We start from the raw sequence: 13,080 nt of genomic DNA on the forward strand, positions 1-13,080 counted from the left end.
GCACGCCGGACACGATGCGCATGCCGCTGTTCATGGGACTGACCGCCGGCGCGACGGGCCTCGTCGCGCTTTCGGCGTTTCTGTGGCTGTATGCCGGTGAGCGGGTTTATGCCGACCGCCTGATCTCGGCGATCGCCGGCTGCTTCTGAAGGCTGCATGTCCAAACAACGCCTCGACCAGCATCTTGTCGATACGGGTGTCTTTCCGAGCCGCGCACGGGCGCGTGACGCAATCCTGCGCGGAACGGTGAGCGTCGATGGTCATCTATGCACCAAACCGGCGCAGAAGACTTCGGCGGACGCCAGCATCACGGTTGAAGATCCCGCTTCCGGTTATGTCAGCCGGGCCGCGCTGAAGCTGATCGAAGGCCTCGACCGGTTCACGGTCGACCCCGCAGGCCGGATCTGCCTCGATATCGGCGCGTCCACAGGCGGATTTACACAGGTTCTGCTGGAACGTGAGGCCAACAAGGTTCACGCCATCGATGTCGGGCATGGTCAGTTGCACGACAGTCTGCGATCAGACCCGAAGGTGGCCGCGCGCGACGGCCTCAACGCCCGGGACCTGACCTCACAGGACCTTGGAGGAGACGCCCCGGCGCTGCTTGTCTCGGATGTCAGCTTCATCTCGCTAAAGCTTGCCCTTCCTCCCGCTCTTGCGCTGGCTGCACCGGGTGCTGAAGGCGTCTTTCTGGTGAAGCCGCAATTCGAGGCGGGCAAGGACAAAATCGGCAAAGGCGGTCTGGTCGATCCGGCAATTGCCGAAGAGACCGCAAAATCCCTGCAAGCTTGGCTGGGCACCATTCCCGGCTGGCAGGCAGGCGACCTCGTCCCCTCGCCCGTCAAGGGTGGTGACGGCAATGCGGAATGGCTGCTCTACGGAAAGAAAGCCGACTGAGGGCTGTCGCCTTTCATCTCCTTCGACGTCTGGTGAAAGCGCAAAAGCCTGTTTCCATCAAGGGAGCGGAAAGCACGTACCATGATCAAGACTTGCCCAAACCCCTACTTGGCGTTATCGCTCGCCCATGAGCGAGAGAGAGATTGAAATCACCACGCTCGGTCACCGCGGCGACGGCGTTGCCGAGACGGAGACCGGGCCGATCTACGTGGCCGGGGCCCTGCCCGGGGAAATCGTCCGGGCGAAAGTCGTGGACGGGCGCGCCCAAAAGCCTGTGATCGAAAAGCCGTCGCCGGACCGGATCGAACCCGTGTGCCGTCATTACTCCGCCTGCGGCGGCTGTTCCGTACAGCACCTTGCGGAAGAGCCATACCTTGTCTGGAAAAGCGGGCTGGTCGAAAAGGCCTTGCGCGACCGTGGCATCGAGACCGAAGTTTCCGGGACGGTAGCTGCGACCATGGGGGGGCGCCGCCGGGCTGTACTGACGGCCACCCGCGCCGGACGCCACACCTTGCTCGGTTACCATGAAAAGGCCAGCCACAGGCTGGTCGATATCGCCGAATGCCCGGTGCTGGACCCGGTCATCGTTGAAGCGCTGCCCGGCCTCAAGTCCCTTGCCTCGGAAGTGCTTCCGAAAAAGGGTGAACTGCGGATGACCGTTCTGGTAACGACCACCGGTCTGGATGTGGCTCTCGACAAGGCCGACAAAGGATACGAGCGCAAGATTCCAGCCCTGTCGCAAAAGGTCGTCGATCAGAACCTTGCGCGGCTTTCGGTCAACGGTGAAGTCATTCTGGAGTTGCGCCCGCCGCTGCTCGACATGGGCGGCATCGGCATTGTTGCCGCGCCCGGCGGGTTTGCCCAGGCGACACTGGCGGCGGAACATGCGCTTTCCAAGCTGGTAATTGACGGTGTCGGCAAGGCCAGGACAATTGCAGATCTCTTTTCCGGCGTCGGCACATTCGCGCTCAGGCTCGGCCGACAGGCAAATGTGCATGCGGTCGAAGGCGATGCTGCGGCACTGGCCGCCTTTGACAAGGCCCTGCGCAAACCCCAAGGCCTGAAGAAGGTGACGTTTGAACGGCGAGACCTGTCACGCAGGCCGCTGGTGAAGGAAGAGCTGGAGCCTTACGACGCCGTGGTTTTCGACCCGCCGCGCGCAGGCGCTCAAGCCCAGGCAGAGCAACTGGCGCTTTCCAGGGTCAAGACGATTGTTGCCGTCTCCTGCAATCCGGCGACGCTTGCCCGGGATCTGCGCATCCTGCTCGACGGCGGCTACGTGCTGCAAAGCGTCACACCAGTGGACCAGTTCCACTATTCGCCCCATATTGAAGCAGTGGCGGTGTTGACCAGACCTTGATCAGGGAGTGAGCCATGAGCGCGGCGGATGAGGAATTCGGACCTGTCAAAGGAACCCGCAGCCTGCCGCCGCTCCTGAGCCTTGCCCGGCGAACGCGCTATGCGCTTTATCAGGGCAGCCGGGTCGCGCTCTACACCCTTCATTCCGAAGCCATGCGGCGGATGAACCGGGATCTCCAGAAACAGCTTCCGGAAACGCCGAAGGTGGTGCCGACCGGCCCGGTGCCGAGCCAAAGGCGCATGCTGTCGGACATCGTCAAGCTGTTTGCGGATGATCTGAAGTCCGTCGAGGACGGGATTTATCCGCTGCCTTCCGATGGCACCATGACGCCGGGCGAGCTGATCGCGACCAGCCGTGCCTTCTTCAAGGACGTGCCGGAGGTGGCACGCCGTCGTGCAAGCGGTGCGCATCAGGAAGTCAATTCCACCGAGGGATTTGCCGCTGCACTGCCGCGCTATTACCGGCAGAACTTTCACTTTCAGACCGATGGCTGGCTGTCGGAGGAAAGTGCCAGGCTCTATGACTTCCAGGTGGATGTGCTTTTTTCAGGTGCCACTGCCGCCATGCGTCGACGGGCCCTGGTACCTTTCGCCAGGATCTTGCGCCGCAAGGACCAACGCCACGTTTCGTATCTTGATATCGCCTGCGGCACCGGAGGTCTCTTGCGGCCTGCCCTGGCCGCATTTCCGCGCCTCAAGGGCACGGGGCTCGATCTGTCGGAACCCTATCTGAACGTTGCCCGTGAGCGCCTGCCGTCGCGCCGTGCCGGCTATATCTGCGGCCTGGCCGAAACCCTGCCGTTTGCGGACAATTCTCTCAACGTCGTATCCTGCGTCTTCCTGTTCCATGAACTGCCGCCGAAAATCCGGCGTCAGGTCATCTCGGAGGTCGCACGCGTTCTGAAACCCGGCGGCTCCTTTCTTTTCGTCGACAGCCTGCAAACCGGAGACGTGCCGGAATATGACGGCCTTCTGTCGGTCTTTCCGCAGCTTTTCCACGAGCCCTATTTTACCTCTTATCTCAGCGAAGACCTGACGGGTATCGCCAAGGCCGCAGGGCTTGAAGAGAGCTGGATGGTGCCTGCCTTTGTCTCCCGCGTCGCGGAGTTTATCAAAAGCGACTGATCTTTCAGTAATACTGAAAAATCTCATTCCTTCTCTTGAGGCTGAAAACAATCAGGCGTATATCGAACGCCATGAGATTGGATCTATGGCTCTTGCAGACAGGGGAAAGCCGCAGCGCCTTTGCGCGCCGCGCCAACCTGTCGCCTGCCTCCGTAACCGCCCTATGCAATGACCCCAATGTCTGGGTCTCGCGGGATATGGCCCGCAAGATCGCCATTGCCACCAATGGCGCCGTAACCCCCAACGACTTTCTCGGACTGTCTACAACCAAGGAGCATCCCGTGTCCCAGGCCCGTGTCGCAGAAGCAATCCGCGCATTCGAACGTGGAGAAATGGTGGTCGTGACTGACGATGACGACCGCGAGAACGAAGGCGATCTGATTGTTGCCGCCGCCAAGGTCACGCCGGAACAGATGGCCTTCATGGTGCGTCACACCTCAGGCATCATCTGTGCGCCGATGACGGTTGCCCATGCACGGCGCCTGCGTCTTGACCCTATGGTTGCCGAAAATGATGCTCCGCTTGCGACCGCTTTCACCATTTCCGTGGACTACCGCCAGGGACTGACCACCGGCATTTCGGCCGAAGAGCGCTGCTCTACCGTACGCGCACTTGCAAACCCCAATGTCGGCGCTGACGACTTCGTCCGCCCCGGGCACATCTTCCCGCTGGTGGCCAAGGAAGGCGGTGTCATGATCCGCTCCGGCCATACGGAAGCTGCCGTCGACCTGTGCCGTCTCGCCGGACTGGAGCAGGTTGGCGTCATCAGTGAGCTGGTCAACGACGATGGCACCGTGAAACGCGGCCAGCAGGTTGCCGAGTTTGCAGCAGAGCACGACCTGAAGATGGTTTCTGTTTCCGACCTGATCGCCTGGCGCCAGCGTACCGAGAAACTGGTGGAACGGGTCAACGAACAGCCCGTCGACACGGTTTTCGGCCCGGCCTATGCCACCACCTATTCCACCCCGTATGACCCGATGCACCATCTGGCCATCGTCTACGGCGACATTCTGGACGGCCGCAGCGTCCCGGTGCGCCTGCAACTGGAATCCGTGCTCGATGATGTCTTCGGAGACGTCCAGCCACTCGACCAGATCATGAAACACTTTGCGGATCGAGGCCGGGGTGTCATCGTCTATCTCCGCGAAGGGTCGGTGGGCGTTGCCCGTCAGTCCAAGCGGCCGAGATCCGACTTTGAAGCCGCTGATTCCGAGGAACACAGCTCCGCACAAGCTAGACAGGAACAATGGCGTGAGGTCGGGCTTGGTGCACAGATCCTGAAGGACCTGGGCGTCAGTTCAATTCGCCTGCTGGCCTCCCGTGAGCGTCATTACGTTGGGCTGGAAGGCTTCGACATCAAGATTGACGAAACAGAGATCCTCGACACCTGAGGATCCTTCGGAAGGGGCCTTTCATGGCGGCGAACAAAGAGGCAGTCAAACAAGAGGAAAACGTGAAGCCGACACCGGTGCCCTTCACCGTCGGCTTCAACCGCAGTCAGAGCGAAAGCATTGTCTACGGCAGCCTCATCCTCGGCATTCTGTTCGCCGTGATCGGGATTGTCGGCAATCTTCCCTTGCTGGCCCTCGCCGCCCTCGCCCCGCTCGCAATTGCCTTCTGGCACTATCCGATGATCGAAAAAGGCAAGCCACAGCTCGGCGCCAACGAAGACGGGCTTTATGTGGAACGCATCGGTTTCATCGACTGGGCCGCAATCCGGATGACGGACGTCAAACGGACGTCCGTCCGCAACATCGAGCTGGTCCGGCTGGACGTCCTCCTGACCCGTTCACTGGATGACGCCGTCACCAAGGCACAGACCTTTCCGGTCTGGAAAAAGTTCATGATGCGCAACTGGAAGCGCACGCCGCGCGAGCATGGCCGGGAGCTGATTGCGATCAACCTGCACACGCTTGCAGCCGACCCGGAAGAAATCCTGAGCCGCATCCGCGCCTTCAAGTTTGTCTGAGATATCGCAGCCCCGGCACCAAGCCGGGCCGCAATTTATTGGAAGACGACCAAACCAAGCCTGCTCATCATGATCATCCCGGCCGGGCAAAGCCGGAACCGGGATGAGGTGAGACGAGCAGACCCAGGCAACCCTACATCAGGTTTTCCTTGAAGAAGTCGACGGTTCTCTGCTCTGCGAGCTTTGCAGCCTCTTCGTCGTAGCGCGGTGTCGTATCGTTATGGAAGCCGTGGTTCACGCCCGGATATATATGCGCCACGTAGGTCTTGCCGTTGGCCTTCAGAGCTTCCTCATAGGCCGGCCAGCCCGCATTGATGCGCTCGTCCAGCTCGGCATATTGCAGCATCAGGGGCGCTTCGATCTTGGAGACATCCGCAGGATCCGGCTGACGTCCATAGAAAGGAACGCCCGCGGCAAGCTCCGGATAGGCGACCGCAATTGCATTGACCACACCGCCGCCGTAGCAGAAACCAACCGCCCCAACCTTGCCGGTGCTGTCGTCACTGTTGAGGAGATACTCGAAGCCGGCGAAGAAATCGTTCATCAGCTTGGTGCCATCGACCGTACGCTGCAATTCGCGGCCCTGATCGTCACTACCCGGATAACCGCCGACCGAGGTCAGTCCGTCCGGCGCCAGCGCCATGAACCCGGCCTTGCCGAGGCGGCGCGCGACATCCTCGATATATGGATTGAGACCGCGGTTCTCATGCACGACCAGCACCGCCGGAAGCTTGCCGGTCGCACCTGCGGGCTTCACCAGATAACCGTTGACCTCGCCATGGCCGTTTGGTGACGGGTATGTGATGCGTTCGGTGACGATCCCCGCATCATCGGGAGCAACCTGTTGTGCCAGCGCATAATTGGGCGAAAGCTGATCCAGCAGCATGGCCGCCGTCAGTCCACCAACCGCGAATTTTGCTGCCCCGTTCATGAACTCGCGCTTGGTAATCTTTCCATGCGCGTAGAAATCATAAAGATCCAGAAGCTCCTGAGGAAAGTCCTTTGCCGTCATACGGCGCACAGGCGTCATTTCATTCATGTCATTACTCCCTGAAATGCATGAGACGTCATGCTGGAGTTAAAACTAGAGAGATGACGGGCAAGGTCCATGGCCCTTGCCTTCCGGAATTGTAACGAGTTGTAACGCTGCGAAGCTGCCCGTCAGCCGATCTGGCCGCGATGACGCAGGAAATGGTCCGCCAGAACGCAAGCCATCATCGCTTCGCCGACCGGCACCGCGCGAATGCCGACGCAAGGGTCATGCCGGCCCTTCGTCATGACGTTGACCTCTTCACCCTTGCTGGTGATTGACTTGCGCTCGGTGAGGATCGAAGACGTCGGCTTGACCGCGAACCGGACGACCAAGGGATCGCCGTTGGAGATCCCGCCCAGAATGCCGCCTGAATTGTTGCTCAGGAAGACGGGCCGGCCGACATCATCAAGGCGGATCTCGTCTGCATTGTCTTCACCTGTCAGGCTTGCGGCATCAAACCCGTTGCCGACCTCGACCCCCTTGACCGCATTGATCGACATCATCGCAGCAGCAAGGTCCGTGTCCAGCTTGCCGTAGATCGGCGCACCCCAACCGGCGGGGACACCTTCGGCAACGACTTCGATGACGGCACCGACGGAAGACCCGGCCTTGCGGATGCCGTCCAGGTAGTCCGCCCAGAATGCGGCTGCCTTTGCGTCCGGAGAAAAGAAGGCGTTGTTATCGACTTCCGCCCAGTCCCAGTTGGCCCGGTCGATCTTGTGCGGTCCAACCTGCACCAAAGCGCCGCGAACGGTTACGCCCTGCAATACCTTGCGTGCGACGGCCCCGGCGGCAACGCGCATGGCGGTTTCGCGCGCCGAGGACCGTCCACCGCCACGATAGTCGCGGATGCCGTATTTGGCGTCATAGGTGAAATCGGCATGGCCGGGACGGAACCGGTCCTTGATCTCCGAATAGTCCTTGGAGCGCTGGTCGGTGTTTTCGACAAACAGTGAAATCGGCGTCCCGGTCGTTTTCTGGATACCGTCCTCGTCAACCATGACGCCAGACAGGATTTTCACTTCATCCGGCTCGCGCCGCTGCGTGGTGAAGCGGGACTGGCCCGGCTTGCGCTTGTTCATGAAGCCCTGAATATCAGTCTCCGTCAGGGGAATGAGCGGCGGGCAGCCGTCCACCACGCAACCGATAGCGGGACCGTGGCTTTCGCCCCAGGTGGTGACCCGGAAAAGATGACCAAAACTGTTATGCGACATGAACGGTGACCGAGGCTTGCAATTGAACTGTCAGGCGCCGAGCGATACGCCATCGCGCCCGCAAGCTCAAGCCCGCAGCCGGGAATACAGGTATTTTTGGCAAGTCCATTCGTCCACCACCCCTGTCAAAATTAAAGACAAGTAGATTTCGAATGGAAGCTGGCGTCCTTGGTACGCGTTTCACGATGCCTTGAATTAACGACCTAGGAAATCGCGCGAACCGTTCGCAAAAATTCGACCCTTGATTTGCTAATCCTTAAATCTCTACCGTTATTACACGTTGGGATCTAATAAACACCAAGAGGCAAAACGTTGCGGATCAGGGGCTGGCTGACTGGACTGATCGTATTTCTGCTGGCACCCAGCCTGCTCTTTGCCTCACTCTGGTTTCATAATAAATTCGAGAAGGTCAACTCGATCGACCACAGCCTGGCCGGGCTGCACCTGATCGAGGCACTCGGGCCGCTGATGCAGGAGAAAGCGCTCACCGGCAAGATCAGGGAGACGCCGGTCCAACTGCGCGAACGCCTGGAAACACTCGGCGGAGATGAGCTTTCCGCCGACCTCGTTGAGCCGCTCGACACCTTCCTGAACGAAGGCAACATTCCGCTCGCGCTTCGGCAGGCCCGTATCCTCGCCTCGATGATCTCCCAGGTCACCAGGCTGAGTTCGACTTCATCCTTCGAGACCGCAAAACTTCCGCATCTGATCACCGACACCATGCCGACCGTCGTGATCGAATCCGCGATCATGGCAAGCAATGCAAAAAGCATTTCCAGCCGGGGCGAGATCAATGTCTGGGACAAGATGCTGATCCCCGTGCAGGGAGGCCAGTACAAGATTGCCGCCGACGGGGCGTCGAGGGACACGGTTGATTACTTTAACGACCTGACCGGTGAGCAAGCCGATCTGCTGCAAAAACAGGCGAGAGCCTTCCGGACAACGAACGTCGCCTTTCAGACCGCAGGTTCGAAACTGCTCTCTTCCACAATCACCGCCTCAAAGGGGGCGGATGTCATCGCCCTGCCCGTGGTGGAGATGCAGCCTGCCCTGGTCAGTGCCGCTTTCGACCTTTGGCAGTCCACCGTCGACTATCTCCTGATGGACCTGCAGAGGCAGCGATCCGAGACACTGTTTGCCGTAACACTTGCCGGTCTTGTCGGCGGACTGGTCATTGTTGCGGCCTTTGCAATTGCCATCGCCCTGTCGCGCGCACTTGCCGACAGGACGCAGCAGGAATTCGAAAATCTCGGATTTCACGATCCCCTGACCGGACTGCCGAACCGCCGCGCCCTTCTGAATACGATACGCAACCTGCCACCGGCAGAGCCGGGAACGCGCACGGGTGCAATCCTGATCGACCTGCGCCAGTTCAAGAAGGTGAACGACCGGTTCGGGGACCACAACGGCGATTCACTTCTGCGCCAGGTCGCCGAACAGCTGACCCAGCACGCGGAACCGGAAGACTTCCTGTGCCGGACTGGCGGAACGGAGTTCCTGTTTCTGCGTCCGCGCCTCAAGAAGGCGGCGCAGTTCGAGCAACTGGCTTTCACACTTCTCCAGGAAATTGCAACCGACCGGATCATCGGCAACAACAGATCGGCGATCGAGGCGAATGCGGGCATTTTCATCAGCAGTCCGGGCGAGCAGGTCTTCGATCATTTGCTGACCGATGCGGCTCTGGCCCTGAGGGCGGCCAAGCAAAAGGGGCCGCGCAAGTTCGATCGCTTCACCCCGGCAATGCGCGCTGCCTTCGAGGAAAGCGACGAGATTGCCAAAGAGCTGCAGAATGCGCTCAAGAACGGCAATATCGTTGCCTGGTTCCAACCGCAGGTGAATATTCACACGGGCGAAGTTGTCGGCGCAGAAGCCCTCGCCCGGTGGATTGATGACGACGAGATCCGGTATCCAGGCTCTTTCCTGCCCGCCGCAATGGAAGTCGGGTATCTGGAGGAGATCGAGGAGGCCGTGCGCAGCCGGGCGCTGAAGTTTGCCGCCAGCCTGAGCGGCAAGACAAGGCCAGCCATACATCTGGGCCTGAACGTGACCGCCAGTCTGCTGACAAGCGCCAAGGCGGTGGATGCGCTCCACAGGCAGGTGCTTGACCTGGGACTTCAGCCTGCAGATGTCAGCCTGGAAATCCTGGAAGCGGTGATGATCGACGAAATCACGGCTACCCCAATCAAGCAGAATATCGCCCGCCTGTCGGAACTGGGGTTCTTCATCGAACTGGACGACTTTGGAACCGGCCATTCAAGCATTTCGAGCCTGCGAGATCTGAAGGTTGACCGGGTCAAGATCGACAGGAGCTTCATTTCCGGCGTCGATGCCGATCCCGCCCTGCAGAAATTCACCAGTGCGCTGATCAATCTTGCCAAGAGCCTCGACATCAGTGTCCTTGCCGAAGGTGTGGAAACCGAAGCCGAGCGTGACTGGCTGAAACGCCACGGGTGCGACGTCATCCAGGGGTTCCTCATATCAAAGGCCGTTCCCGACAGCGACCTTGCGATGATGATCCTGAAACAGAATTTTGCACACCCGATGCCCGCCCTGGAACGACACGGTCCCCTGCGCAGTCAGGCCTGACCGACCGCCTTCGGCACCATGTTCGCCTGCCGTTTCTTGAATTCGGCAGCTGCCAGAGAAAACCCGCCGTCAGCCCCGTCGACGAAATGGATATGCCGGCTTTTGCCGATATCCTCGACAAAGCAGGTCATCAGGGCGGACGTGGACACATGCAGCCCGAACACCAGATCCCCGGCGGCATAGCCAGCTTTCAGATAGTCTTCGACCCCTGCAAACTGCTCCGGTGTCAGATCCAGCACGAGCTGCAGGCTGTCGCCGACCTTGCGATGGTCAGTGTTGAGGCCAAGTTCGGGAAAGTATCGTTTCGGGTCAAAAGGGCCGATGCGCCAGCCCGTGTGATAGCTGATGACGAAGACCATCGCCTCCAGCAACGCCTTTGCCCATCCGCGGAAGTCTTTTCCCGGAGAACCGAGGCGCACCTCATGACGCGTACCGGTTGGCGGAAAGCGAAAACGAAGACGCGTCTTGTCCGCCAGTCTCATCCGGCTGTCATCCCTCGAGGGATCATAGCCGAGTTTATCGGCCAGCCCCCGCAGGACATCCTGCATTGGAATACGTCCGGTCGGCTTGACGATCAGGGAAACGATGTGTCCGTTTCGTGAAGGAAGCGGTTCCCATCTGCAGGAAAGCCCGTCGAGCGGCGGTAACGCGGCATCGGGGAGAGAGATCTCAAACGGCCGTGCTTTTTCCGGATCTTTCAGAATATTGTCCGCGACGGCCAGGCCCTCCCCCAGGATCATGGCCAGGTGATTGCCCGGGCTGAGCTGGTACTTGCGCACACGGACGTCGCCTCCAAGATCCCGCAGATGAGCGACCGGAATCGCAGCGGCGCGCAGCTCCAGTTCCATGACCTGGCGCGCCAGACCGACAACGCCGGCCAGCGCGTCGCTGGCTGCCTCGACATCGTGTTCGGACACGACCAGCATCGCGCCATCTCCGCCGAAGACAAACGGTACACGGTCGCTGCCGATCCGGTTCAACACAGCGGCGATCACCGCGGCGCCAACCATGTTGACTTCCTTGTACCGGCCCTGTGCGACCGCATCGCTGGAGCGGACTATGTCGGCAGCAAGAACGTACCAGTCGTCCGGCACCGGCCGGTAATCGGCCAGATCCCCGACCGTGCTGAAATCTGAAAAGCTTGGCAGTTCGCTATAAAATTCATTGGCGGACACGGCACCTGACCCGGATTGTCTCCAGGTTCCCTCGCAATCGCTGTAAACATCTACGCCGCAGCTGCTTCGCCCGATCACCGTCACTGGACAAGCCCGAGGCACGGATGGTCGGGGGCTCCTTTGCAGTGCCCAAGGTCACACGTAAAGCGGCCTTCACATGCGTACATTTCGAACAGCAAACGCTCATGGCCCGTTGTACCAGAGGAAACCGAAATGACGTATTCAAGAACCGCTTTCGATCAGGATCTACTGACACTTTCCTACAATCACTATGAGCTGAACGAGCTGAGGCAGAACCCCTGGGAGACCAACCGGACCCAATTTGAATCACCTGGAGATGCAAACAGCAAGATCAGCCTGTCACACATATCAAGACACACCGCGTGGGCCGTCTACGACAAGGTCGCCCGTTCCGGTGGCGAGATGTATGTCGGGAGACTGGCGCAGACCCAACAGCTTTACCGGCGCTTCAACCTGGAAGATCCGACGCATTTCAACCTGACCCCTGGTCTTCCGATCAATGTCCAGAAGCTTGCCCGCTGGTCGGTGTGCATCAACGACTGCTGGATCCTGGGGGCGATTCACACCCACAAGAAATTCTGTCTCGTTACCAAGATCCGCAATCCGGGTGAAATTTACGATTACGGACGCGGCTTCTTCATCGTGACAGGGCGTGAGCTTTATGGCCTGAGCAAGTTCGGCTACGAGCCGGAACGGGAATGGGGAAGCGTGATGACCTTTGTCTGCACCAACAAGCAGAAGGCCGACCGTGCGACGCTCACGAATTACGCCAACCTAATGGGACAAGCTGCCAATAGCGTTGTCGCAAAAGCGAAGATTTCCCTGTATGCCCAGGGTATCTACTGAGCCAATGGAGGAATGCCGCAGATCCTTGATATGGCGGATTGGTTCCGGCTTATTCTATGGATTGATTGGTGATTTCCGCAGACGGAACTCTCCCTCACGCAGACCTGCAACAGGCTGTCGCAAACTACGACCGAACGCCGATAAGGGGGCTGTCAAACGATCTCGAAAGCGCCCTTACGCCAGACAAAGACCTTGTCCTGCGGCACATCCAGCTTGGGAACGGAAACCGAGTCCAGCCCTTCCAGCAAGCCGCGCAGAACGCGGAAGACACCGCCATGCGACACGACGACCGAAGGCCGATCAACGGTCACCAGCCAGCGCCCGATGCGTTCGGCCAACATCTTGTAGCTTTCGCCCTTGGGGGGAACGAAGCCCCACTTGTCGGCGCGGCGCTGCAGGATCAGATCCTGCTCTTCCTCTGCCAGTTCTTCCAGCGTGAAGCCTTCCCAGTCGCCGAAGGTGATCTCCTTGAGCTGGTCCTCAAGGCGGTAGGCCTCCACCGGAAGATCCATGGAATGGCGTAGCAACTCCATTGTCGAGCGCGTGCGGTGGAGCGGTGAGGATACGAAATCCAGACCGGTGGGATCGATCATCTCCTGCTCCAGAAACGCTTTGAGACGCTTGCCATTGCCGCTGGCCTGGCCGCGCCCCGTGTCGTTCAGCGGAATGTCCCTTTGCCCCTGCATGCGCCCTTCGAAGTTCCAGTCCGTCTGGCCATGGCGGACAAAGATCAGGAACTCCGGATCGTGCAGCCTGGGCAGCAGGTCGGATTTCGGAGCACTCAGCACAGATGTCATTTCAGTTTCCGGAATGCGGGATCACCCCTGGCGGGCGGGGCCGGACAATATGAAAATG

12 protein-coding genes are annotated in these 13,080 nt (G+C 59.8%); 8 read left to right on the forward strand and 4 right to left on the reverse strand.

Going from position 1 to position 13,080, the window contains the following annotated elements; all coding sequences use genetic code 11:
• Positions 1–14 precede the first annotated feature (14 nt).
• From ACYQ6M_RS18665 to ACYQ6M_RS18690, 6 genes are all read left to right on the forward strand, one after another.
• Positions 15–149, forward strand: coding sequence for a hypothetical protein (locus tag ACYQ6M_RS18665; protein WP_006933515.1), 135 nt, complete (start codon positions 15–17; stop codon positions 147–149).
• Positions 150–156: 7 nt separating this feature from the next.
• The gene (locus ACYQ6M_RS18670; RefSeq protein WP_460074943.1) at positions 157–897 is read left to right on the forward strand and encodes a TlyA family RNA methyltransferase; all 741 of its coding nucleotides are present in this window, start codon (positions 157–159) and stop codon (positions 895–897) included.
• 127 nt (positions 898–1,024) lie between these two features.
• On the forward strand, positions 1,025–2,257 hold the full coding sequence (locus tag ACYQ6M_RS18675) for a class I SAM-dependent RNA methyltransferase (RefSeq protein ID WP_460074945.1): 1,233 nt from the start codon (positions 1,025–1,027) through the stop codon (positions 2,255–2,257).
• Between the two features lie 14 nt (positions 2,258–2,271).
• Positions 2,272–3,381, forward strand: a complete 1,110-nt coding sequence (locus ACYQ6M_RS18680) for a class I SAM-dependent methyltransferase (RefSeq protein ID WP_460074947.1) — start codon at positions 2,272–2,274, stop codon at positions 3,379–3,381.
• A gap of 71 nt (positions 3,382–3,452) precedes the next feature.
• Positions 3,453–4,772: a 3,4-dihydroxy-2-butanone-4-phosphate synthase gene (gene ribB / locus ACYQ6M_RS18685; protein ID WP_031269683.1), complete on the forward strand. Its 1,320-nt coding sequence runs from the start codon at positions 3,453–3,455 to the stop codon at positions 4,770–4,772.
• Between the two features lie 23 nt (positions 4,773–4,795).
• Positions 4,796–5,350 carry a hypothetical protein gene (locus ACYQ6M_RS18690; RefSeq protein ID WP_055658017.1) on the forward strand — a complete coding sequence of 185 codons (555 nt, stop codon included), beginning with the start codon at positions 4,796–4,798 and terminating at the stop codon, positions 5,348–5,350.
• Positions 5,351–5,483: 133 nt separating this feature from the next.
• Here the strand turns inward: ACYQ6M_RS18690 and yghX are convergent, their stop codons facing one another.
• Together yghX and aroC are read right to left on the reverse strand one after the other, a co-directional pair.
• Positions 5,484–6,371, reverse strand: a complete 888-nt coding sequence (gene yghX, locus ACYQ6M_RS18695) for a YghX family hydrolase (protein ID WP_460075713.1) — start codon at positions 6,369–6,371, stop codon at positions 5,484–5,486.
• Between the two features lie 140 nt (positions 6,372–6,511).
• Positions 6,512–7,597 (reverse strand): chorismate synthase, encoded by a 1,086-nt coding sequence (aroC, locus tag ACYQ6M_RS18700; RefSeq protein WP_023001871.1) that lies wholly within the window; start codon positions 7,595–7,597, stop codon positions 6,512–6,514.
• A 312-nt stretch (positions 7,598–7,909) separates the two neighbouring features.
• Here aroC and ACYQ6M_RS18705 point away from each other — a divergent pair, with 312 nt between their 5' ends.
• Positions 7,910–10,183: a putative bifunctional diguanylate cyclase/phosphodiesterase gene (locus tag ACYQ6M_RS18705; RefSeq protein WP_460074950.1), complete on the forward strand. Its 2,274-nt coding sequence runs from the start codon at positions 7,910–7,912 to the stop codon at positions 10,181–10,183.
• Here ACYQ6M_RS18705 and ACYQ6M_RS18710 read toward each other — a convergent pair.
• On the reverse strand, positions 10,174–11,358 hold the full coding sequence (locus ACYQ6M_RS18710) for a DUF3095 domain-containing protein (protein ID WP_075283314.1): 1,185 nt from the start codon (positions 11,356–11,358) through the stop codon (positions 10,174–10,176). The genes ACYQ6M_RS18705 and ACYQ6M_RS18710 overlap by 10 nt on opposite strands.
• A gap of 213 nt (positions 11,359–11,571) precedes the next feature.
• On the opposite strand from ACYQ6M_RS18710, the gene ACYQ6M_RS18715 reads away from it, so the two are divergent.
• Positions 11,572–12,225 carry a hypothetical protein gene (locus ACYQ6M_RS18715; protein ID WP_460074952.1) on the forward strand — a complete coding sequence of 218 codons (654 nt, stop codon included), beginning with the start codon at positions 11,572–11,574 and terminating at the stop codon, positions 12,223–12,225.
• A 152-nt stretch (positions 12,226–12,377) separates the two neighbouring features.
• On the opposite strand, the gene ACYQ6M_RS18720 is transcribed toward ACYQ6M_RS18715, so the two are convergent.
• Positions 12,378–13,022 (reverse strand): histidine phosphatase family protein, encoded by a 645-nt coding sequence (locus ACYQ6M_RS18720; RefSeq protein WP_460074954.1) that lies wholly within the window; start codon positions 13,020–13,022, stop codon positions 12,378–12,380.
• Between the last annotated feature and the right edge of the window lie 58 nt (positions 13,023–13,080).

The organism is Roseibium sp. ROS1 (genome assembly GCF_054658215.1).

Bases quoted from the DNA above. Each gene is read 5' to 3' on its own strand.
- aroC (WP_023001871.1), bottom strand. From the start codon at position 7,597: ATGTCGCATAACAGTTTTGGTCATCTTTTCCGGGTCACCACCTGGGGC.
- ACYQ6M_RS18680 (WP_460074947.1), top strand. From the start codon at position 2,272: ATGAGCGCGGCGGATGAGGAATTCGGACCTGTCAAAGGAACCCGCAGC.
- ACYQ6M_RS18690 (WP_055658017.1), top strand. From the start codon at position 4,796: ATGGCGGCGAACAAAGAGGCAGTCAAACAAGAGGAAAACGTGAAGCCG.
- ACYQ6M_RS18665 (WP_006933515.1), top strand. From the start codon at position 15: ATGCGCATGCCGCTGTTCATGGGACTGACCGCCGGCGCGACGGGCCTC.
- ribB (WP_031269683.1), top strand. From the start codon at position 3,453: ATGAGATTGGATCTATGGCTCTTGCAGACAGGGGAAAGCCGCAGCGCC.
- ACYQ6M_RS18720 (WP_460074954.1), bottom strand. From the start codon at position 13,022: ATGACATCTGTGCTGAGTGCTCCGAAATCCGACCTGCTGCCCAGGCTG.
- ACYQ6M_RS18715 (WP_460074952.1), top strand. From the start codon at position 11,572: ATGACGTATTCAAGAACCGCTTTCGATCAGGATCTACTGACACTTTCC.
- ACYQ6M_RS18675 (WP_460074945.1), top strand. From the start codon at position 1,025: ATGAGCGAGAGAGAGATTGAAATCACCACGCTCGGTCACCGCGGCGAC.
- ACYQ6M_RS18670 (WP_460074943.1), top strand. From the start codon at position 157: ATGTCCAAACAACGCCTCGACCAGCATCTTGTCGATACGGGTGTCTTT.